Consider the following 20699-nt stretch of genomic DNA (forward strand, 5'->3'; position numbering starts at 1 on the left):
GGCTTAGAGTACCTTTTGTCCCGCAGGTGTTAAAGATTCTGAATCGAGTGCTTTTCTCGGTTGTTCTGCCTCCGTCCGTAACAGTAGGACGCAATGTGACATTTGGCTATCAAGGTTTGGGTATCGTAGTGCATCGGAACACGGTTTTGGGTAACAAAGTCGTGATCTCGCCAAATGTTGTAATTGGCGGTCGCAATGGGGCTGGCAGAGTAGTCATTGAAGACGACGTACTGATTGGTGCCGGTGCTTGCATTCTTGGATCGGTTGCGGTCGGTCGGGGCGCAAAAATTGGAGCGAACGCAGTAGTGCTGAGCGATGTTCCGCCGCGGACTACGGTAGTGGGCATTCCTGCCCGTGTAATTTGAGTTGATATGAAAGGCATCGATTTCCGCCAAGTACCTTTTTCGGTTATCAAAAGTACGGGCTCCGAACCTCAGACCCCGCGCCACATTGCGCTGGTGATCTGGGCATTTCTTGCTTTTGCTTTTATTCTCACTCCGATCGCGGATTTTCTGACTGTTCGAGGCTCGTCAAACGGTGACACTGCACGCTATTCGCTTGTCGTTCGTGGATTGATCGTTATTGGTTTGATGTTCGGAACGCTAGTATGCGGGAAAGTGCGGCGGGAAAGTTGCACGCAAGCATTCTTAGCAATCGTTGCGATTAGTGCTGCAGGCATAACATGCTTAGTTACTGATATGTCGGGGAAAGACTTTGCGGAGCAAGCAACCTTCATCTTAAAGGTATTTTCTTTTTTTATTTATATAGCAGGCCTATTGTGCCTCACCGATAAACAACGATCCAATCTCGAACCACTGGTCCTCGGAGCATTGCTTGTCTATGCGATGACCATCGTGGTAGGCGCGATCTTCTCCGTAGACATGTTCCGTAGCTATCAGGCGGATACACATATCCGATCGGGTTACGAAGGTATTGTTTATGCCCAAAATGAGGCGTCCGCATTGATGATTTCAGGGTTGGCCTACGCATATGCGCGGGTGCTGAAGTCGGGATGGACGATTTCGACATTGCTACCAGTGATCGTGCTGAGTGCCGCTTCGCTTCTAATCGGTACTAAGGCGGCGGCAGCGGGTGCGTTAGTTGTTGTTTGCATATATTTCTACGCTCGCCATCGGGCGATTGGTGCGACGCTTAAAGCGAGCTCCACGGTACTGATTCTCCTTGCTATTGTACTCATCGCGTACGCCTCCATTCCATCAGTTCGCGACGCAGTAAGCTTGAGCCAGGACTATTTCATGTATCACTATGAGCATGCGCGGGGAAATGCTCTTCTGACTATCCTGCTGTCTGGTCGCGACGAAAAATTCGCGGCAGTATGGGCAGATCTGAGTGATCAAAACTTCATAGCTGTCTTGAGTGGCGGCTACCCCATCACTCGTTACTTCATTGAAATCGATATCCCCGATTTGATCCTCTGTCTGGGACTTCCCGCGTTCTGTTTTTATCTAGTTGCGCTACGTCGCGAGTTTGTTTTCGATCGACCAAATTCACTGTCGCGATACGGACAACTTTTCTTTTGGCTATTGCTTGCTGTAGCGTGTACAGCGGGACATATTCTCAATTCCGCCGTGACCAGTCCCTATCTGGCTTTTCTCGCAGTTCTGATACGTCGACACTCATAATCGCAGAGGAATGAAGAATTATTAGACCGTGTCCAACGTGCCAGCCCTCACCCCCCCTCCACCACAAACCCCCTCTTCCTCAACAACTCCAACACCCCCCTAGGCCCACCCAAATGCAGCGCCCCAATTGCCACAAACACAGGCTTATCCGGCGCTGCAATCGCCACCATCCTCTGCACGAACCGTCGATTCCGGTCATAGACAACGCGGTTATCCACCTGCGCCGCCAACTGCGATGACTTCGCCAGCTTCGAGCTTTTCGCATCGTCCCAGGCCTTCAACGCATCCGCATCGCCGATACGCCATAGCCGATGCAGCTCCTTCACATCGGCTATATTCTGCGCGGGCGTCTGCGCCAGATCCTGAGCGAGCATCTCCCGCTGCTGCGCCGAAGTCAGCCGCGTGAACGTCGATATCTGCTCATTCAACGTTTCCAGACCAACGATCTTCCCGCGCACTCGGAGATACATATTCTGCAACTGCGCCTCGGTTCCGTACTCGCTCTGAAACCCGGCCTTCAACGTGTCGTACGTCTCGATCAACATGGAAGCGAGCCAGGGCCGCGTATGCCGAAGCTCCTTCAAGGCCGCCGGATTGTTGCGCATGCGCGCTTCGACTTCCTTCCACATCGAATCAGGCAGATAGTCGATCAGACACTCGCTGCGACACATGCCGTAGCGATTCACATCGTCCTGTGAAACGAGCAGTTCATCGGGGGAAATTTCGAGCGCCAAAGTAGGCGATGCATCCAGCGCCGCCAATATGCTCTTGCGAAACGGTTGCTCGGGCGGATAGTCGGTCGGGAAACCGACGTGCAGGGTGCCGAGCACATAGATGGTGGTCGAACCTTTCGTCGCCACGTAAAACGGCATGCGCGGCGGCGATGCCCGCACCGGGCCACTGGCCGTCGTGCCATTGCTGCGATCCGGCTGCGGCGCCACCGAAGCGGGCGGCAAGGAAGCCGGCTCCGCATCGCCGGCAGCCTGTGGGGTACGCGACCCGACGACAGCAAAAGCCGGCAGCGAAGCCATAAACAGCACAAGCGACAGCACGAAGGCTGTCGCTTGGGAGAGCGCCGCGCGCCACGCGCGCGACTTGTCGTATGAATCCGGCACGAGCGACATCTTAATTCATTCGCGTGACGCGCCGTGCTAACTAGCGCGCTTTCACGCTTCCCCGTCACCTACCTCTTCCGCGCGATGGCACGATACCTGTCGGCCATCGACCTCGCGCAGCTTCGGCTCTTCGCTCCGGCATCGCTCGATCGCCCACGGGCAGCGCTGGTGAAACGTGCAGCCCGATGGCGGATTGAGCGGCGACGGCATCTCGCCCTGCAATTTGATCTTGATGCGCCGGTCTTCCTCGAAGATGGCCGGCGTCGCGGACATCAGCGCGCGCGTGTACGGATGACGCGATTTCGCGAAGATCGTCTGCTTGTCGCCGACTTCGGCTACGCCGCCGAAGTACATCACCATCACATCATCGGCGATATGTTCCACGACCGACAAGTTGTGCGAGATAAAAACGTAGCTCGTGCCGAACTGCTGCTGCAAATCCATGAACAGATTCAGAATCTGCGCCTGAATCGATACATCGAGCGCCGAAACCGGTTCGTCCGCCACCACGATCTGCGGATCGAGAATCATCGCGCGCGCGATCGCCACGCGTTGCCGCTGGCCGCCCGAGAACATATGCGGATAGCGCGACGCATGTTCCGGCCGCAATCCGACGGTGCGCATCATCTGCGCGATGCGCTCGGCGCGCTGCGATGCGCTCAGCTTCGTATTGATGGCAAGCGGCTCGCCCAGCGTCTGCTCGACCGTCTTGCGCGGATTCAGCGATGCAAACGGGTTCTGAAACACCATCTGCACACGCTGCCGCAACTCAGCAATCTTCGCCTTGCTCGCGCCCGCGACATCTTCGCCTTCGATCAGCAATCGGCCCGACGTCGGCTCTTCGATCATCGTGAGCTGACGCGCAAGCGTGGACTTGCCGCATCCCGATTCCCCGACCACCGCCAGCGTGCGCCCGCGCTTCAGTTCGAACGACACGCCGTTCAGCGCTTTCACCGTGCCCTGCTCGAACATGCTCTTCTTCACGCTGTAGTGGCGCGTGAGCTGATCCGCTGCGAGCACGATGTCATGATTCATTTGCTTCGGCACTGCGTTCATCGCGCGCCTCCTTCCACGACCACGTCGATATTCAGCGGCTTGATGCATCGCGCGCGCACGGCTTCATCGTTGGGTGCAAGCTGGAACAGCTTCGGCCGCGCCTTCTTGCAATCATCGACAACGTACTTGCAGCGCGGTGCAAACAGACATCCGGTCGGCCGATCATCCTTGCCCGGCACCATGCCCGGCAGCGCCGCGAGCCGATCCGCGCCGCGCGAATGCTCGGGAATCGCGGCCAGCAACGCTTCCGTATACGGATGATGCGGCTCGCTGAAAATCGCCGGCACATGATTCGTTTCTATGACTTCGCCCGCGTACATCACCGCCACGCGCTGCGCAACTTCGGACACCACGGCCAGATCGTGCGAGATCAGCACGAGCGCCATGCCGCGTTCCTTTTGCAGCTTGACGAGCAATTCCATGATCTGCGCTTGAATCGTCACGTCGAGCGCGGTGGTGGGTTCATCGGCGATCAGGAGCTTAGGATTGCACGCGACCGCCATCGCGATCATCACGCGCTGATTCATGCCGCCCGACATCTGATGCGGAAACGCGTTGATACGGCTTTTCGCATCCGGAATGCCGACCTGATCGAGCAATTCGAGCGCGCGCTTATCCAGCGCCGCGCCGCGCAGACCTTCGTGCAGCTTCAGCACTTCCTTGATCTGATAGCCGACCGTATAGCTCGGATTCAGGCTCGTCAGCGCGTCCTGAAAGACCATCGCGATATCCTTGCCGATGATCTTGCGACGTTCACGCGCCGACGCGTGCAGCAGGTCTTTGCCGTCGAACATGACCTGATCGGCGGTGACCTTGCCGGGATGATCGATAAGACCCATCAGCGCCATCATCGTGACGCTTTTTCCCGAGCCGGATTCGCCGACCACGCCGACGACTTCGCCCGGCTTCACAGACAGATCGATCCGATCGACCGCCTGCGTGCCGCCGAAGGTGACCTGCAAATTGCGGATAGTGAGGAGTTCGTTCATGTCTTAGCCCATCCGCTTGAGTTTCGGATCGAGCGCATCGCGCAGGCCGTCGCCGAGCAGGTTGATGACGAGCACCGAGATCAGAATCGACAAACCGGGCATCGTCACGATCCACCATGCGCTTTCGATGTAATCGCGCGCGGACGCGAGCATCGCGCCCCACTCCGCGGCGGGCGGCTGAACGCCAAGGCCCAGGAAGCCGAGTGCGGCGGCATCGAGAATCGCGGAGGAGAAGCCGAGCGTGGCTTGCACGATCAGCGGCGCAGCGCAGTTGGGCAGCACTTGCGAGAACATCAGCCGCACCGTGCCCGCACCCGCCACGCGCGATGCCGTCACGTATTCCTTCTGCAACTCACCAAGCGCCGACGCGCGCGTCAGCCGCACATAACCCGGCAACGCGACGATGGCAATCGCCAACATCGTATTCACCAGCCCCGGTCCGATGATCGCGACAACCGCGACCGCGAGCAGCAGCGAAGGCAACGCGAGCAGCACGTCCATCACGCGCATGATCGGTGTATCGAGCCAATGGAAGAATGCGGCCATGAGACCGAGCACGACGCCCGGAATCAGCGCCAGCACCACGGAGACAAAGCCAATCCAGAACGACAAGCGCGCGCCGTACATCAGCCGCGAGAGGATGTCGCGGCCGGCTTCATCGGTGCCGAGCAGGAACATGCGATTGCCGCCTTCGATCCACGCAGGCGGAATCTTGACGTACTCACGATACTGCTCGATCGGACTATGCGGTGCGATCACCGGCGCGAGAATCGCCACCAGAATCAGCGCGATCACGATCAAACCCGCGACCACCGCGCCGCGATTGCGCGAGAAGTTGAACCAGAACTCGCGCGCCGCGACCATGCGGCCGGAAGGTGGCGTGAGCGCCTGGGGAGGAAGATTGTTTTGAATGTCAGCCATAGCATGCCTCGCGCCGAGCCGCCTCAAGCGAGGCATGCGCCCCCTCGGGGGGCAGCGAACGTAAGTGAGCGTGGGGGTGGTTCATCCTTTCCTCAACGAGTATGGCGAATGCGCGGATTCAACACGCCGTACAACAAATCGACGACCAGATTCACGACGATCACCAAGGTCGCGATCATCAGAATGCCGCCTTGCACGACCGGATAATCGCGACGCGAAATGGCATCGATCAGCCACTTGCCGACGCCCGGCCACGAGAACAGCGTCTCGGTCAGCACCGCGCCCGCGAGCAGCGTGCCGACTTGCAGCCCGATCACGGTCACCACGGGAATCAGCGCATTGCGCAGCGCATGCACGACCACCACACGCAGCGGCGACAAACCCTTCGCGCGCGCCGTGCGAATGTAGTCTTCGCGCAGCACTTCGAGCATCGATGAACGCGTCATACGCGCGATCACTGCGAGCGGAATCGTGCCGAGCACGATGGTCGGCAAAATCAGATGCGATAACGCCGACGTGAACGCGCCTTCATCGGTCGAGAACAGCGAGTCGATCAGCATGAAACCGGTGACGTGCGGAATGTCGTATTCCACCGCAATACGCCCCGACACAGGCGTCCAGCCCAGCTTCGCCGAGAAGAACATGATGAGGATCAAGCCCCACCAGAAGATCGGCATCGAATAACCGGTGAGCGCGGTGCCCATCACGCCGTGATCGACCACCGTGCCGCGCCGCAGCGCCGCCGCCACGCCCGCGGGCAAACCGACGATCAGCGCAAAAATCATCGCGCAGATGGACAGTTCGACGGTCGCGGGAAAGCGCGCCATGAACTCGCCCATCACGCTCGTATTCGTGATGATCGACTGGCCGAGATCGCCCTTGAGCGCGTGGCCGACGTAATGGAAATACTGAAGCGGAAGCGGCTGGTCCAGACCTAAACGCTTCATGGCTTCGGCATGTGCCGCCGGATCGACGCCGCGCTCGCCCATCATCACTTCGATAGGATCGCCCGGAATCAGATGAATGAGTGCAAACGCGAGAATCGTAATGCCGATGAACGTCGGTATCACCATTCCTATGCGTCGCAAAACGAATCGGAACATGATCGCCCTTTTCGGTATTGGAGAACAGAATGTGCATCCGGCGGCGGGATCGCGCAGACCCCCGCCGCCGGACCGGTACTTATAGTTATGGTTTAGTGCAAAAAGCGTTCCGCTGGCAACTTTACTGCATGCCGACGCCGTCGAAACGGGCGTAGCCAAGCGGTTCGATCTTCATGCCCGTGACCTTCTTGCTGACCGGCTGATACACCGTCGAATGCGCGATCGGCGAGAACGGCAACTGCTGGCCGAAGATTTCCTGCGCGTCCGTATAAGCCTTGGTGCGCGCGGCGACGTCAGTCGTCGAACGGCCCTTCACGACGAGGTCGTCGAACGGCTTGTAGCACCACTTCGAGAAGTTGCTGCCCTTCACCGCGTCGCAGCCGAGCAGCGTGCCGAGCCAGTTGTCCGGATCGCCGTTGTCGCCGGTCCAGCCAATCAGCAGTGCATCATGTTCGCCCGCGTGCGCGCGCTTCAGATACTCGCCCCACTCGTACGAGACGATATTCGCCTTCACGCCGATCTTCGCCCAGTCGGCCTGAATCATTTCGGCCATCAGACGCGCGTTCGGGTTGTAGGCGCGCTGCACGGGCATGGCCCACAGCGTGATTTCCATGCCGTTCGGGAAGCCGGCCTTGGCGAGCAATGCCTTCGCCTTCGCGGTGTCGTACGGCTGGCTCTTCAGGTTCTTGTCGTAGGACCATTGCGTCGGCGGCATCGGCGCGGTCGCGGGCTGGCCTGCGCCCTGATAGACCGAGTCGATGATCGCCTTCTTGTTGATCGCCATATCGAGCGCGCGACGCACGTCGGTGTTATCGAGGCCCTTCTTGGTCACGTTATACGCGACGTAACCTTCGTTGAAGCCCGCCTGCGACGGCGTATCCACGGTCGATACAGCCTTCAGCGGCGCGATATCGCCCGGACGCGGATAGCTCATCACCTGGCATTCGTTGCTCTTGAGCTTCTGCACGCGCACGGCGGCGTCCGGCGTGATCGAGAAGATCAGCTTGGAAATCTGCACCGCGTTCGGCTTCCAGTAGTCCGGATTGCCATCGAAACGAATCGTCGCGTCTTTCGTATAGCTGCGGAAAATAAACGGACCCGTGCCGACCGGATATTGATTGATGTCAGCCGCTTTGCCGTCCTTGAGCAGCTTGTCCGTGTATTCGGCCGAGAGAATCGACGCGTATTCCATCGCCAGATTCTGGATGAACGGCGCGCTCACTTCCTTCAGCGTGAACTTCACGGTGTACGGATCGACCTTTTCGACCTTGGTGATGAGCTTGTCCAGGCCCATGTCCGTGAAATACGGGAACTGAACGTTATAAGCCTTGCGGAACGGATTGTTCGGATCGAGCATGCGGTTGAACGTGAACACCACGTCGTCCGCATTGAATTCGCGCGTCGGCTTGAAGAACGACGTGGTCTGGAACTTCACGCCGTGACGCAAATGGAAGGTGTACGTAAGACCATCCGACGATACATCCCACTTTTCGGCCAGACCCGGTTCCACCTTCGTGCCGCCGCGCTCGAATTCGACGAGGCGGTTATAGACGGTGAACGTGTTCGCGGTGAAGTCCGTGCCCGTGGTGTATTGCGCCGGATCGAAACCGGCGGGGCTGCCTTCCGAGCAGTAGACCAGCGTCTTGTTCGGGAGCGCGGCGTGCGCGGCGGTGGCCGCGAACAGCGTTGCCGTGGCGACAGCGCCGATCAGCGCCGACAAGCGGGCGCCTCGCAACAGGCCATTCTTCTTCATGTTTCCTCCAGGTCGATGCCGGTTTTCAACCGACGTAGCGCGATATTACTTGATCGCTCTGCACCGTCTCTCAGCGCGTGCAGCGCGTCTAGATCATCCGGTACAAGCAAATTCGGGCGCTACCCTAGCATGAACAAATATTACGTGTGCGGGCGGTTTCCCCAATGGCTTAAGACGCCGTGGGCCGTTCAATTCGATTGAGTTATTGCCTATGCGCAGAGGTGATAGCGCGAAAACAGCGAGAACCGCGCGGCGAGCGCCGCGCGGGTACTTCGATTACTGACTTTTGAAGCCGAGCCGCTCGCAGATCGACTTCGATGCCTGCGCGCCGTTGAGCGTGTAGAAATGCACGCCCGGCGCGCCGCCATCGATCAGACGGCGACACAGGCCCGTCACCACGTCGAGGCCGAATTCGCGGATGGAATCGCGGTCGTCGCCAAAACTTTCCAGGCGACGCGCGACCCACTTCGGCACTTCCGCGCCGCACATGTCGGAAAAGCGCATGAGCTGCGAGAAGTTCGTGATCGGCATGATGCCGGGCACGATCGGCACATCGACGCCGAGCTTGCGCGCTTCATCGACGAACGTGAAGTAAGCGTCCGCGTTGAAGAAGTACTGCGTGATCGCCGAATTCGCGCCCGCCTTCACCTTGCGCGCGAAGTTTTCGAGGTCCGCGCGCGGCGACTTCGATTGCGGATGAAACTCGGGATACGCCGCCACTTCGATATTGAACCAGTCGCCGTGCTCCTGGCGAATGAACGCCACGAGTTCCGACGCATAGCGCAACTCGCCGACTTCGCCCATGCCCGAAGGCAGATCGCCACGCAAAGCGACGATATGGCGAATGCCGTGTCCACGGTACTGCGAAAGAATGTGCCGCAGGTTCTCGCGCGACGAACCGATACACGACAAATGCGGCGCGGCTTCGAAGCCTTCCGCGGCCATTTCGAGCACGGTGTCGAGCGTGCCTTGCTGCGTGGAGCCGCCCGCCCCGAATGTCACGGAGACGAACTTGGGCGAGAGCTTGCGCAACTCCGCACGCGAGGCGCGGAGCTTTTGCATGCCGTCGTCCGTCTTCGGCGGAAAAAACTCGAATGAGAGTTCGATCGGTTTCATGATGTTTTATGTCGCGCGGCAGCAGCGACGCGCATCAGCCGAAATTGCGTTGTCCGAAGATGAGCGCTGACAGCAGCCACGACACGATGCTGTACAAAATGGACCCGAAGAACGCGGACCAGAAGCCCGATACTTCGAAGCCCTTCAGCAACGACGAGCACAGCCAGAAGCACAACGCGTTCACGACGAGAATAAACACCCCGAGCGTGAGAATGGTCACCGGCAAGGTCAGGATAATGAGCAACGGGCGCAACACCGCGTTGATCAGCCCGAGCACCACCGCGATGATCAGCGCCGTGCCGAAACTGCGAATGTGAATCGACGGCACCAGATACGTGATGATCAACAGCGCGAGCGCGTTGATCAGCCATGTCAGCAGCACGGTCATCGAATGAATCTCCGGTTGATACGTTCAGGAGCACGGACGGAATGGAAGCGCCGTCCGTGCCATTTACCGCCGCCGCGTGCGATTAATAGCGGTAGTGGTTCGGCTTGAACGGACCGTTCTTGTCCACGCCGATATAACCGGCCTGTTCCGTCGTCAGTTCGGTCAGTTCCGCGCCAATGCGGCCCAGATGCAGACGCGCGACCTTCTCGTCCAGATGCTTCGGCAGCACGTACACCTTGTTCTCGTACTTGTCGCCGCGCGTGAACAGTTCGATCTGCGCCAGCGTCTGATTCGTGAACGAGTTCGACATCACGAACGACGGATGGCCCGTCGCGCAACCCAGATTCACCAGACGGCCTTCAGCCAAAATGATGATCTTCTTGCCGTCCGGGAACACGATGTGATCGACCTGCGGCTTGATGTTGTCCCACGTGTACTGACGCGTGGAAGCAATATCGATTTCCGAGTCGAAGTGACCGATGTTGCAGACGATCGCGTTGTTGCGCATCGCCTTCATGTGGTCGTGGTTGATGACGTGGTAGTTGCCGGTTGCCGTCACGAAGATGTCGGCGCGGCTGGCGGCGTATTCCATCGTCACGACGCGATAGCCTTCCATTGCGGCTTGCAGCGCGCAGATCGGATCGATTTCCGTGACCCACACGGTCGCGCCCAGACCGCGCAGCGATTGCGCGCAGCCCTTGCCCACGTCGCCGTAACCGGCCACGACCGCGATCTTGCCGGCGATCATCACGTCGGTTGCGCGCTTGATGCCATCGACCAGCGACTCACGGCAGCCATACAGATTGTCGAACTTCGACTTCGTGACCGAATCGTTCACGTTGATGGCCGGGAACGGCAGACGCCCTTCCTTTTCCATCTGATACAGACGATGCACGCCCGTGGTCGTTTCTTCCGTCACGCCCTGAATGTGCGACAGACGCGTGGAGTACCACGTCGGATCGGCATCGAGGTGCGAAGCGATCGACTTGTACAGCGCGACTTCTTCTTCGTTGGTCGGCTTGGAAATGACCGAGCGGTCCTTTTCAGCCTTCGCGCCGAGAATAAGCAGCAGCGTTGCGTCGCCGCCGTCATCGAGAATCATGTTGGCGAACTCGCCGTTCGGCCACTCGAAAATGCGATGCGAGAACTCCCAGTATTCATCGAGCGATTCGCCCTTGAATGCGAACACCGGCGTGCCGCCCGCAGCAATAGCGGCAGCCGCGTGATCCTGCGTCGAAAAGATATTGCACGATGCCCAGCGCACGTCCGCGCCAAGTGCGGTGGGCGTTTCGATCAGCACGCCCGTCTGAATGGTCATGTGCAGCGAACCGGCCACGCGCGCGCCCTTCAGCGGCTGCTGTGCCTTGTACTCTTCGCGCGTCTGGATGAGACCCGGCATTTCCGTTTCGGCGATGTCGAGTTCCTTGCGGCCCCATGCGGCCAGCGACATGTCGGCGACGACGTAATCCTTGGAATCTTTGGAATCGAGAACTGCGGCGTTCATCACGCCCTCCTTTCTAAAAAGTACTAGAAATGTTGACGTGAGCGCCGTTCAGTGCGGTTGGTCTGGCGGCGCTTGCGCGTCCATTCCCCCGGATTGAAAGCCTTCGAGCCTGGCGGATGATCCGTCGCAACGCTCCTCGAAGACGAACGGCGATTGTAGCAAAAAAGCGTGTCGCGCCGCTGCGGTTCAGGACGGACGACTAAAGGGGCGCAAGCCGCGCAATTCCTCGACGGACGCGACGGCGCGTTGCGCAAGCCGCAGTTGCAGATCGTGCACCTGCGCGGTGCTTTCGGGATGGGGATCGGTTCCGAAACCCATATTGATACTGAAGAACTTCTGCGCGTGGATGCCCGGGTGGTAATGCATGCGCACGCCTTTTCGTCCGGACAGGCGCGGATTGCCGTACAGCAGACTCAATGCCCTCGAAAGCGGCATGTCTTCGCCGCCGGCCGTGCGCAAAAGTTCATCGGCGGGAAAGCCGCCCAGCGCCATATACACCGAACGGCGAATTACAAGGCTGCTTGGCACCGTGCACACCAGTTTCTCGCCCAGTTTGTCCAACGCGGGATGCTGGCTCACTTCGTCGGGAAAACCGCAGAATTCGATATTGAGCCGGATGCTGGCGTTTTGCGGATGCGAGGCGAAGAAGGCCGTGGCGTCGTAGAGCGCGTCGGGCAGATATTCGTCGTCGGCGTCCAGAAAGGCGAGCACGGCGCACTCTGCGTGCATCGCCGCCCAGTTGCGCGCCCGCGCCGCGCCCGAATTCTGGTTCAGACTCAGCGGCTTCACGCGCGGATCGCGCGATGCGTAGTGCGCGGCGATCTGCCTGGAGTCGTCGGTCGAGCCGTCATCGACGACGATGATCTCCGCCGCTTCGGGCTGCGCGAGGCAGCTTTCGAGCGCGCGCGCAAGCGTGGATGCAGCGTTGAAGCACGGAATGATGACGGAAACAGGAAGCATGGCGGGCGGGCATCGATTTGAACGCGGGCCAGTTTATCCGTCGTAAGTCCGATATCGCGCCTCTCAAATTCTGAAAAACTCGCGACTTTTCCGAAAGAGTTCAAAACGGCAACGCGGAGAGCAAGGGCGCGAGCAGCACCATCACCACGCCCGCGATCATCATCGTCAGACTGGCGACGACGCCTTCCTCGCTGCCGAGTTCGCGCGCCTTCGCCGTGCCGACGCCATGCGCCGCCGCGCCGAACAGCGCGCCGCGCGCCAGCCGCGTGCGAAGCGGCACCAGCGCCAGCACGATCTCGCCGAACAGCATGCCGCACACGCCCGTCGCGATCACGAACAACGCGGTCAGATCCTTCGGCGCGTGAATCTTGTCCGATACGGCCAGCGCGAACGGGGTGGAAACGGAGCGCGTCGCGAGGCTGCGTTGCAGTTCCGGCGACAGATGCAGCAGCTTCGCCAGCGCCAGCGATCCGCCCACCGCCACGAGAATGCCCACCGTCACGCCGACCGTCAGCGAAATCCAGTGGCGCTTGAGCAGCGCGCGGTATTCGTAGATCGGCACGGCAAACGCGACCGTGGCGGGACCGAGCAGCCACATCAGCCAGCGGGTATCGGCGAAGTAGACGGGATACGGAATGCGCGCCGTGACCACGATCAACGCGAGCACGGCCGGAACAGCCACAAGTGGCGTCAGCCACGGGCTTTTGAACCGCGCATAGAGCGCTTTCGATGCGAAATACAGCGCGACAGTCAGCACGAAGCAACCGATGGATATCAGCTTCGCGGCGTCGTCATCGAAAAGAGAAAAGTGGCTCATGGCGAACTCAGGCGCGCTTGCGCGCACGACGCAGCGCCAGACGGCGCTCCAGCCGCGCCGCGCGATCCACCGCGAACGCGACGGCCACCATCACCATCAGCGTGCCAGCAACGACCACCAGGGCGAGACGCCAGCCATCTTCCATGAACAGGCCGCCGTACTGCACCGCCGCGACCGCTGCCGGAATGAAGAACAGCAGCATGTCCGACAGCAACCAGTCCGCGCCCGCCTTGACCCAACGCGGCGCGATGCCGCCGCAGAACAGCAGCGCCAGCAGCAGCACGAGACCGACCACGCTTCCGGGAATCGGCAAGGACAACTTGCGCGCGGCGAAGTCCGCCACGGCCCAGATCGCCGCCAGCGCCGCCGATTGCACGGCGACGCGCGTGACGCGGCCGAACGCATCGCGTGCGCGGGAGGAAGGCGATTGGTTTGCAAGGACGGCTGACATGGCGATCTCGAAATAGTCGGAATAAGGGTTAACCTTGAGATCGAGTATATGGGCGACCCTTGCATAATAAAAATGACTTAACCTTATCTACATCATTCCGATTTGGAATTCGAGGAGCCGGTGATGGAACTGCGCGCACTGAGATATTTCGTTGAAGTGGTCAAGCAGAAGAGTTTCACCGCCGCTGCCGAGCACGTTTTCGTCACGCAGCCGACCATCAGCAAGATGGTGAAGGCGCTGGAGGACGAAGTCGGCTCGCCGCTGTTGCTGCGCGAAGGCCGGCAAATGGTGCTGACCGATGTCGGTCAGATCGTGTATCAGCGAGGCGTGGAGGTGCTTGCGGCGCACGCGCGGCTCGAAGCAGAACTCAACGATCTCGGCACATTCGGGCGCGGCACGTTGACGATCGGCATTCCGCCGATGGGCGGATCGCTGTTTACGCCCGCTATCGCGGCGTTCAGGCAGCGCTATCCGAAGGTCGAGCTGAAGTTGTTCGAGCGCGGATCGAAAGCGATCGAAGCGGCGCTGATCGACGGTGAACTGGAACTCGGCGGCGTCTTGCAGCCGGTCGATACCGAAATGTTCGATGTGCTGCCCGTCAGCCGCCAGTTGCTCTGGCTGGTCGCGCAAAAAGGTTCGCGCTGGGACGCAGCGAGCGAAGTCGCCCTCACCGATCTCGCCGCCGAACCGTTCGTTTTCTACGGCGAAAGTCTCGCGCTGAACGACGTCGTGCTCAGCGCGTGCCGCGAAGCCGGTTTTTCACCGACCATCGTCGGGAGAAGCGGGCATTGGGATTTCATGGCGGCGCTGGTGCAGGCGGGCATCGGCATCGCGCTGTTGCCTGCGCCGTATTGCCGGCGGCTGGATGCGGGGGCGTTCACGTGCCGTCCGGTGGTTGCGCCCGAAATTCATTGGGATATGGCGCTCGGCTGGCGGCGCAACGGATATTTGTCGCACGCGGCGCGCGCCTGGATAGAGGTTGCGCGCGAATTGCTGCCGCTCGATCCCGGCGAAGACTTTATGGCCGATGGCTTTCCGCGCGCCCGTCCGCGCAAAAACGAGCCGCAGTAAAGCAAAACGCGCCGGACCGCGTGAACGGTCCGGCGCCTTTTTCACGCGTTCAAAGCAGCGAAATCAGAAGATATCTTTGAACTCGACACGGCGATTCTGCATGCGTCCTGCCGCCGTCGCGTTATCCGCGATCGGATTGGCTGAGCCGAATGCCGCGACCGTCAGCGCCGATGCCGGCACGCCGTTCTTCACCAGGAAACTGCGCACCGCTTGCGCGCGCTTTTTCGACAGGGCCAGGTTCAGCGCCGCGCTGCCCGTGTTGTCCGAATAACCACCGATTTGCAGCTTGATCGGCGTGGCCTTCGAGTCGCACTTCTTGATGGTCTGAGCGGCCTTCGCGAGCGCGGACATGGCGGCTTGCGGCGGCGTGTTCGAGCCGATCCGGAACGTCACCGGCTTCAGATTCAGCATCCTGACCAGGCTTTCCGTGCTGCATTCCCCATTGGCCGATGCATCTTGAGCCTGCGCGCTCGCCGCGACCGGCGCGGATGCGGGCGTTTGCGCGTCCGCATCAGCCATGCCGATATTCCAGCCCTTGCCGAACAGCGCCTTCAGCTTGTCCAGCCAGCCGAATTTGGCGTCTGCCGCGCTGCCGCTCACTTCGATCTTGTCGCCGATGATCTGTACGTGCGCGTCCGGCTGCGACATGATCGGCAACAGACCGTCGAGCTTGTCGAGCCATGTGGCCGGGCGCGTGTCGGGATCGACCGTGATGTTGGCGTGGAACTTGTCCGCACCGAGTTTCGCCGACAGCGCATCGATCAGGCTCTGGCGTTCCGCTTCCGTGTTAACGGTGGCCTTGATGGTCGGCACGCCCGACGAATCGACATCGACATTCAGAAGCGAAGCCTTGCGCGGCAGCAATGCGGGCACGGAAGCCGGATCCGCAGAAGATGCCGCCATCACCGGCGCAGCAGCAGCCGATGCCGCGTCGGAACTCGCCGTCTTTGCGCCGGCATCCGTGGTCGTGTCCTGATCGGCGTTTTCGTGTGAGCAGCCGCGCGCCGCCAGCGCCGCGAACAGCGCGAGCGCCGCCGCGCTGGCGATCCACATCCACGCCTTCTTGTTGCCTTTGTCCTTCGTGACTTCGTGTTCGGCCACGGCCGGCGCGTCCGTCTGAAGCGGGAACGCGGCGGCCTGATGTGTCGCAGGATGTTCGAGATGTGTCGATACCGCCTTCAGACGCGACGCCACGCCTGCCAGAAACGCGCCGACCGAACCGAGACCGAGCGCATGCGCGAACGCGTCCGTCATATTGGCGCGCACCACCGGCAACTGATGGCCGAGCAGCGTGGGCAACTGGCCGACGTTGCCGCCGTGCTGCGTGAAATAGCGCTTGAGCACGCCGAGCACGGTCGCGCCGACCACGCCCGCCATCGTGCGCGTGGCGCTTGCCGCGACGCCCGTATGTTCAGCGATGCGCTCCGACAGCATGGTCAGGCTGTCGTGCGATGCCACCGCGCCGTCGGCGTGTTCGCCGGATTCGATCAGCGTCTTGAAGCCGTCGTCCTGAACGACGAAATGCGGCAGTTCATCGGCGATATGCGCGTTGGTGGACGGCGACATGATGGCGGCGAACAGCGAATGCGCGCCGTCGAGCGACGAAGCCTTGTTCATCATCGAGCCGATCAGCGCGGGGGCGCACAGGCTGACGACGCGTTTGGCCGCTTCCGGCGCACAGCCGATGCGGCCGGCAAGCTGCTGCAACACGCTTTCGGTCAAAGCGCCCTGAACTAGCTGGTTGAGATTCATACTCATATGGATACTTTCCTAAAAGCGTTTTGCATCGACCCACTGGGGCCGCGGCGATTATAGGTTCGGCCTCCTGCGGTTTTCCTGCGCGCGATAACAATCGGATTTGTCTCAGGTCGATTCGCTTTCAGAGTATTCGCAAGAAGGTCGGACGATTCCCTAAGCGCGCTTGCACACGTAATCAACACGCTCTCGCACGGCGGCGGAGAGCGCGTCCTATCATGGTCAAATTCGAGATATCGGCCGCAGCCCGGAACCACGCGGGGAAACCAACGCAGCCGAAATGGAGATCGAAAATGATTTCGCCTTCGCCCGATAAATCCGATAAGTCCAGCAATGCCGATACGCCGTTCGGCCAGACACACGAAGTCACAAATCAGCCGCCGCAGTTGCGCGATTACGACGCTTTCGCCGCCGATCACGCGTTGGCCGCCGCGCCCGAACGCGAAGGCGCGGGCTGGCACGCCGAAGCGCTGTCCCGCGATGCCCGCGCGCTCACGCAACCCGACGTCCTCGCGCTGGCCGATCTGGCCAATCGGCATACGCCGGAGCTGAATACGCACGATGCGCGCGGCGAGCGTATCGATGGAATCGAGTTTCATCCGGCGTGGCACGAATTGTTGCGAAGGCTTCGGCAGGAAGGTTTACAGGCACTGCCGTTCGAACCGGACGCGCGCGCCGGATCGATGGCCGCGCGCTGTGCGGGCTACTTTCTGCACGGCCAGCTCGAATCCGGCTCGCTGTGCCCGATCACCATGACCTTCGCCAGCATTCCGATTCTGCGCAACGAACCGGCGCTGTTCTCGCGACTATCGGCGCAACTGCTGTCGCGCGAGCACGATCCGCGTGACATTCCGCTCGACGCCGGCAAGCGCTCGATGATGATCGGCATGGGCATGACCGAGAAGCAAGGCGGCTCGGACGTGCGCAGCAACCGCACGCGCGCGCACGCCATCGATTCGGGCGGGCGCGGCGGGGCGTATCGGCTGATCGGGCACAAGTGGTTCTTTTCCGCGCCGCAATGCGATGCGCATCTGGTGCTCGCGCGCACGGCGGACGAAGGCGGTCTGTCGTGCTTCTACGTGCCGCGTTTCGCGCCGGACGGCCGCAAGAACGCGGTGCGGATTCAGCGTCTGAAGGACAAACTCGGCAATCGCTCGAACGCGAGCAGCGAAGTCGAATTTTTCGATGCCCACGGTCTGATGATCGGCGACGAAGGACGCGGTGTGCCGACCATCATCGAGATGGCGAATTACACGCGGCTGGATTGCGTGATCGGCAGCGCAGCGCTGATGCGCGCGGCGCTGGTCGAGGCGATACATCACGCGCGGCATCGCAGCGCCTTCAACGCGCGCCTCGTCGATCAACCGTTGATGCGCAACGTGCTCGCCGATCTCGCGCTGGAGTCCGAAGCGGCGACGCTGCTGTTCATGCGGCTGGCGGGCGCGTTCGAGCAAAGCACATCGAGCGCAGGCGATCCGAAGGAACGCGCGTGGCGGCGCATCGTCACGCCTGCCGCCAAGTTCTGGGTCTGCAAGCGCGCGCTCGAATTCACCGGCGAAGCGATGGAAGTCTGGGGCGGCAACGGCTATGTCGAAACCGGGCCGATGGCGCGTTTCTATCGCGAAGCGCCGGTCAATTCGATCTGGGAAGGCTCCGGCAACGTGATGTGCCTCGACGTGCTGCGCGCCTTCGAGCGCGAACAAGACGCCGCGCACGCCTTGCTCGATGACTGGCGCGGCGCGGCCTTCGATCATCCGGTGCTGGCGAACGCATTGCAGACGCTGTTCGCCATGCTGACCGGCGATCCCGCCACGCGCGAGGCATCGGCGCGGCGCATTGCGCAGCAGTTGGCGCTATGCGCGCAAGGCGTGTTGATGCTGCGTCACGCGCCGCACGACGTGGCGGGCGCGTTTATCGAAACGCGGCTGGGGGAATCGCGCGGCGAGACGGGGCGCGTGTACGGCACGTTGCCGTCGCGGTTCGATCACGCGGAAATCGTGAAGCGGGCGTTCGCTGTTTAGCGGATCTAGCGGATCTAGCGTATGGCGCGGCCCGCCTCGCGGATCGGCTCCTCGTTCTCCAGCCGATACACCCAGGCCAGCAGTTCCGCCACCGCCTGATACAGCGCGGGCGGAATATGCGCGTCGAGATCGACCTGCATCAGCATCGAGACCATTTCGGGCGAATCGTGCACGTAGACGCCTGCTTCCTTCGCGCGCTGCACGATCATTTCCGCGACGATGCCGTAGCCCTTTGCGACCACGCGCGGCGTGGCTTCGCGCGCGCCCGGTTCGTAGACCAGCGCCGTCGCCTGCTTTCGATACGGCTCGTGCTCGTTCATGCGCCCTCTCCTTCGCTCGCGGGCGCGCCGAACAAATGCGCCAATGGCGACGGCACCGGTTTCGATGCGCTGCGGCGCGTGTCGCCGTTTTCGTCGAATTCGTGCGTGCCGTCCATTGAGCGCACGCTGAACGACGCCAGCGAAATGCCCGCCGCTTCCAGCTTTCGCGCGAACGCCGCGCCATCGCCCGCCAGGCGTGACGCGCCCAGATCCGTCGATTTGATGCGCGCGGTGAGCTTGTCGCCGGTCAGCAGCAACTCGGCATCGACCATGCCGAGCGCGGGCAAGGACAGCGTGACGCGCGTACGCCATGCGCGTTCATCGCCCTGATCTTCGATCGTGCGCGGCTCGCGTTCGATTTCCCAGTCGAAATGCGTGCCCGGCCATGCCTCGCCCTGCCAGCGGAACTGGCCGTTGGCGAGCACATCGAGTTGCTGGCGCACGGTTGTGAGCGTCGCCGGATGGATGCCCGCATCGAGCGATGCCTGCACCGCCGATTCATGTGGCGCGGCATGTTCCGCGTTCGACTGCGGCGCGGGCGTGGAAAACGCGGTCACGGGCGCATCGCGTACGGATGCGGCGAGCGCGGCCGCCTGCTGCGGATTCTGCGGCGTGGGGATCGGGATCGGGATCGCGTGCGCGGGTGTATCGGGTGGAGTCGGCGTGACGTCGAGCAAAGGAACGCCGGTGCGCTGCTGCGTATCGGTGAAATCGAGCGGCAGAGACAGCGCGCGCGGATCGATCCGCGACTGCGGCTCGCTCGCCAGCGACGCCGTGCTGCGCTGACCCGCGATCCACTGCACGAGATGCGACTCGTAGAACAGACCGCTTTCATCGACCGTTTTCGCCAGTTGCGCCGCAATCTGCGTAACGGGCAACGGCGGCATGTTCTGACTCGCCGCACGCGCAGCCGCGACGGCGGCGGCGTTTGAGGAAAACGCGGTATCGAAAAGACCGGTGGTGAGCGCGGCGAACGCGCTGGCGGGACGCGGCGGCGTCGGCCACAGCGGCGCGTTGCTGGTGATGGCGGGCGGTGCGTTGTCGCCGCCCAGACGGGAAATCAGATCGAGCGTGCGCGCGACGCTGGAAAGCGCGGTCTGCGCGGAAGGCGCCGGCGCGCCGTTGCTGCCATAGAGATTCGGCCCGTACGTGCCGGGCACATTGGCCGTGTTGGCCACATTGCCTTGCGTCGCCGTTTGCCCGGCGGTCGATGTCCCCGCTCCGCGCAACGCGGTCAGAAACAACTCGCTGCGAGCGCTCAGCAGCGCGGAGATCGCGGAATCGAGCCCACTCATGCAAACATCCTCTCAATTGCAGGCGCGCGATCCGGTCCGGACGCGGCGCGTCCGCTCATTCGCTCGACTTACTCGACTCGACTAACGCAGTCCTATCATCTTCTTCAACACGCGCGCCGGGCTGTTGACCGTGAACAGCGCCGACAAACGCGCCAGACTCGGCGACGACAGATCGCGGATCGCGGCGTCGTCGGCGAGAATCTTCTTCACGAGGTCAAGCTTCCGCGCCCGGGCGGTTTCATCCAGCTCCGAGCGATGATCGACATCCTTCAACTGGTCGATCAACTCGCGATACGTGCCCTGCATGACCTTCAGGTCACTCCATTCGCCCTCGCGGGCGGCGGCCAGCATCCGGCCGGACAGCGACGCGATTGCCTCGTAGTGGGCGAAATACTCTTCTGTCGTATTCATTCGTGTCAGG

At 61.4% G+C, this 20699-nt stretch carries 20 protein-coding genes and 1 riboswitch; of the genes, 4 read left to right on the plus strand and 16 right to left on the minus strand.

Annotated elements, in window-relative coordinates; all coding sequences use genetic code 11:
- Positions 1 to 365: serine O-acetyltransferase (locus P7F28_RS00720; protein WP_277182425.1), on the plus strand; the 365-nt coding region annotated here is incomplete at its 5' end.
- 6 nt (positions 366 to 371) lie between these two features.
- Entirely contained in the window at positions 372 to 1643 is a 1272-nt protein-coding gene (locus P7F28_RS00725) for an O-antigen ligase family protein (RefSeq protein WP_277182426.1), read from the plus strand.
- Between the two features lie 47 nt (positions 1644 to 1690).
- Here the strand turns inward: P7F28_RS00725 and P7F28_RS00730 are convergent, their stop codons facing one another.
- The 12 genes from P7F28_RS00730 to P7F28_RS00785 form a co-directional block, all read right to left on the minus strand.
- Entirely contained in the window at positions 1691 to 2767 is a 1077-nt protein-coding gene (locus tag P7F28_RS00730) for a TraB/GumN family protein (RefSeq protein ID WP_277182427.1), read from the minus strand.
- A gap of 42 nt (positions 2768 to 2809) precedes the next feature.
- Positions 2810 to 3814, minus strand: coding sequence for a peptide ABC transporter ATP-binding protein (locus P7F28_RS00735; RefSeq protein ID WP_277182428.1), 1005 nt, complete (start codon positions 3812 to 3814; stop codon positions 2810 to 2812).
- Positions 3811 to 4803 carry an ABC transporter ATP-binding protein gene (locus P7F28_RS00740; protein ID WP_277182429.1) on the minus strand — a complete coding sequence of 331 codons (993 nt, stop codon included), beginning with the start codon at positions 4801 to 4803 and terminating at the stop codon, positions 3811 to 3813. Before P7F28_RS00740 ends, P7F28_RS00735 begins: the two co-directional genes overlap by 4 nt.
- A 3-nt stretch (positions 4804 to 4806) precedes the next feature.
- Entirely contained in the window at positions 4807 to 5724 is a 918-nt protein-coding gene (locus P7F28_RS00745) for an ABC transporter permease subunit (protein ID WP_277182430.1), read from the minus strand.
- A gap of 92 nt (positions 5725 to 5816) precedes the next feature.
- A complete protein-coding gene (locus P7F28_RS00750; protein WP_277182431.1) occupies positions 5817 to 6827 on the minus strand; it encodes an ABC transporter permease subunit in 1011 nt (336 codons plus the stop codon).
- A 121-nt stretch (positions 6828 to 6948) separates the two neighbouring features.
- Positions 6949 to 8580: an ABC transporter substrate-binding protein gene (locus P7F28_RS00755; RefSeq protein WP_277182432.1), complete on the minus strand. Its 1632-nt coding sequence runs from the start codon at positions 8578 to 8580 to the stop codon at positions 6949 to 6951.
- Positions 8581 to 8856: 276 nt separating this feature from the next.
- Entirely contained in the window at positions 8857 to 9696 is an 840-nt protein-coding gene (gene metF / locus P7F28_RS00760; RefSeq protein WP_277182433.1) for a methylenetetrahydrofolate reductase [NAD(P)H], read from the minus strand.
- A gap of 34 nt (positions 9697 to 9730) precedes the next feature.
- Positions 9731 to 10084, minus strand: coding sequence for a phage holin family protein (locus tag P7F28_RS00765; RefSeq protein WP_277182434.1), 354 nt, complete (start codon positions 10082 to 10084; stop codon positions 9731 to 9733).
- 82 nt (positions 10085 to 10166) lie between these two features.
- The gene (ahcY, locus tag P7F28_RS00770; protein WP_277182435.1) at positions 10167 to 11588 is read right to left on the minus strand and encodes an adenosylhomocysteinase; all 1422 of its coding nucleotides are present in this window, start codon (positions 11586 to 11588) and stop codon (positions 10167 to 10169) included.
- A gap of 32 nt (positions 11589 to 11620) precedes the next feature.
- Positions 11621 to 11732, minus strand: a riboswitch (S-adenosyl-L-homocysteine riboswitch).
- Positions 11733 to 11774: 42 nt separating this feature from the next.
- Complete coding sequence (locus tag P7F28_RS00775; RefSeq protein WP_277182436.1) at positions 11775 to 12548, minus strand: glycosyltransferase family 2 protein; 774 nt, start codon at positions 12546 to 12548, stop codon at positions 11775 to 11777.
- Positions 12549 to 12648: 100 nt separating this feature from the next.
- Positions 12649 to 13365, minus strand: coding sequence for an LrgB family protein (locus P7F28_RS00780; protein ID WP_277182437.1), 717 nt, complete (start codon positions 13363 to 13365; stop codon positions 12649 to 12651).
- A gap of 7 nt (positions 13366 to 13372) precedes the next feature.
- Positions 13373 to 13816 carry a CidA/LrgA family protein gene (locus tag P7F28_RS00785; RefSeq protein ID WP_277182438.1) on the minus strand — a complete coding sequence of 148 codons (444 nt, stop codon included), beginning with the start codon at positions 13814 to 13816 and terminating at the stop codon, positions 13373 to 13375.
- A 123-nt stretch (positions 13817 to 13939) separates the two neighbouring features.
- Here P7F28_RS00785 and P7F28_RS00790 point away from each other — a divergent pair, with 123 nt between their 5' ends.
- Positions 13940 to 14887 (plus strand): LysR family transcriptional regulator, encoded by a 948-nt coding sequence (locus P7F28_RS00790; protein ID WP_277182439.1) that lies wholly within the window; start codon positions 13940 to 13942, stop codon positions 14885 to 14887.
- Between the two features lie 63 nt (positions 14888 to 14950).
- On the opposite strand, the gene P7F28_RS00795 is transcribed toward P7F28_RS00790, so the two are convergent.
- Positions 14951 to 16645: an OmpA family protein gene (locus tag P7F28_RS00795; RefSeq protein WP_277182440.1), complete on the minus strand. Its 1695-nt coding sequence runs from the start codon at positions 16643 to 16645 to the stop codon at positions 14951 to 14953.
- A gap of 290 nt (positions 16646 to 16935) precedes the next feature.
- Here P7F28_RS00795 and P7F28_RS00800 point away from each other — a divergent pair, with 290 nt between their 5' ends.
- Positions 16936 to 18663: an isovaleryl-CoA dehydrogenase gene (locus P7F28_RS00800; protein WP_277182441.1), complete on the plus strand. Its 1728-nt coding sequence runs from the start codon at positions 16936 to 16938 to the stop codon at positions 18661 to 18663.
- 14 nt (positions 18664 to 18677) lie between these two features.
- Here P7F28_RS00800 and P7F28_RS00805 read toward each other — a convergent pair whose 3' ends face one another.
- The 3 genes from P7F28_RS00805 to P7F28_RS00815 all read right to left on the minus strand — a co-directional run bounded on the left by P7F28_RS00805 (position 18678) and on the right by P7F28_RS00815 (position 20689).
- Positions 18678 to 18983: an EscU/YscU/HrcU family type III secretion system export apparatus switch protein gene (locus tag P7F28_RS00805; protein WP_277182442.1), complete on the minus strand. Its 306-nt coding sequence runs from the start codon at positions 18981 to 18983 to the stop codon at positions 18678 to 18680.
- Positions 18980 to 20278 (minus strand): flagellar hook-length control protein FliK, encoded by a 1299-nt coding sequence (locus tag P7F28_RS00810; protein WP_277182444.1) that lies wholly within the window; start codon positions 20276 to 20278, stop codon positions 18980 to 18982. Before P7F28_RS00810 ends, P7F28_RS00805 begins: the two co-directional genes overlap by 4 nt.
- Before the next feature lie 81 nt (positions 20279 to 20359).
- Positions 20360 to 20689: a flagellar protein FliT gene (locus P7F28_RS00815; protein ID WP_277182445.1), complete on the minus strand. Its 330-nt coding sequence runs from the start codon at positions 20687 to 20689 to the stop codon at positions 20360 to 20362.
- Positions 20690 to 20699: the final 10 nt, after the last annotated feature.

Source organism: Caballeronia sp. BR00000012568055 (assembly GCF_029439455.1).
Lineage (GTDB): Bacteria > Pseudomonadota > Gammaproteobacteria > Burkholderiales > Burkholderiaceae > Caballeronia.

Excerpts from the sequence above, each read along its gene's own strand:
- P7F28_RS00725 (WP_277182426.1), top strand. The coding sequence starts at position 372 with ATGAAAGGCATCGATTTCCGCCAAGTACCTTTTTCGGTTATCAAAAGT.
- P7F28_RS00730 (WP_277182427.1), bottom strand. The coding sequence starts at position 2,767 with ATGTCGCTCGTGCCGGATTCATACGACAAGTCGCGCGCGTGGCGCGCG.
- P7F28_RS00735 (WP_277182428.1), bottom strand. The coding sequence starts at position 3,814 with ATGAACGCAGTGCCGAAGCAAATGAATCATGACATCGTGCTCGCAGCG.
- P7F28_RS00740 (WP_277182429.1), bottom strand. The coding sequence starts at position 4,803 with ATGAACGAACTCCTCACTATCCGCAATTTGCAGGTCACCTTCGGCGGC.
- P7F28_RS00745 (WP_277182430.1), bottom strand. The coding sequence starts at position 5,724 with ATGGCTGACATTCAAAACAATCTTCCTCCCCAGGCGCTCACGCCACCT.
- P7F28_RS00750 (WP_277182431.1), bottom strand. The coding sequence starts at position 6,827 with ATGTTCCGATTCGTTTTGCGACGCATAGGAATGGTGATACCGACGTTC.
- P7F28_RS00755 (WP_277182432.1), bottom strand. The coding sequence starts at position 8,580 with ATGAAGAAGAATGGCCTGTTGCGAGGCGCCCGCTTGTCGGCGCTGATC.
- metF (WP_277182433.1), bottom strand. The coding sequence starts at position 9,696 with ATGAAACCGATCGAACTCTCATTCGAGTTTTTTCCGCCGAAGACGGAC.
- P7F28_RS00765 (WP_277182434.1), bottom strand. The coding sequence starts at position 10,084 with ATGACCGTGCTGCTGACATGGCTGATCAACGCGCTCGCGCTGTTGATC.
- ahcY (WP_277182435.1), bottom strand. The coding sequence starts at position 11,588 with ATGAACGCCGCAGTTCTCGATTCCAAAGATTCCAAGGATTACGTCGTC.
- P7F28_RS00775 (WP_277182436.1), bottom strand. The coding sequence starts at position 12,548 with ATGCTTCCTGTTTCCGTCATCATTCCGTGCTTCAACGCTGCATCCACG.
- P7F28_RS00780 (WP_277182437.1), bottom strand. The coding sequence starts at position 13,365 with ATGAGCCACTTTTCTCTTTTCGATGACGACGCCGCGAAGCTGATATCC.
- P7F28_RS00785 (WP_277182438.1), bottom strand. The coding sequence starts at position 13,816 with ATGTCAGCCGTCCTTGCAAACCAATCGCCTTCCTCCCGCGCACGCGAT.
- P7F28_RS00790 (WP_277182439.1), top strand. The coding sequence starts at position 13,940 with ATGGAACTGCGCGCACTGAGATATTTCGTTGAAGTGGTCAAGCAGAAG.
- P7F28_RS00795 (WP_277182440.1), bottom strand. The coding sequence starts at position 16,645 with ATGAGTATGAATCTCAACCAGCTAGTTCAGGGCGCTTTGACCGAAAGC.
- P7F28_RS00800 (WP_277182441.1), top strand. The coding sequence starts at position 16,936 with ATGATTTCGCCTTCGCCCGATAAATCCGATAAGTCCAGCAATGCCGAT.
- P7F28_RS00805 (WP_277182442.1), bottom strand. The coding sequence starts at position 18,983 with ATGAACGAGCACGAGCCGTATCGAAAGCAGGCGACGGCGCTGGTCTAC.
- P7F28_RS00810 (WP_277182444.1), bottom strand. The coding sequence starts at position 20,278 with ATGAGTGGGCTCGATTCCGCGATCTCCGCGCTGCTGAGCGCTCGCAGC.
- P7F28_RS00815 (WP_277182445.1), bottom strand. The coding sequence starts at position 20,689 with ATGAATACGACAGAAGAGTATTTCGCCCACTACGAGGCAATCGCGTCG.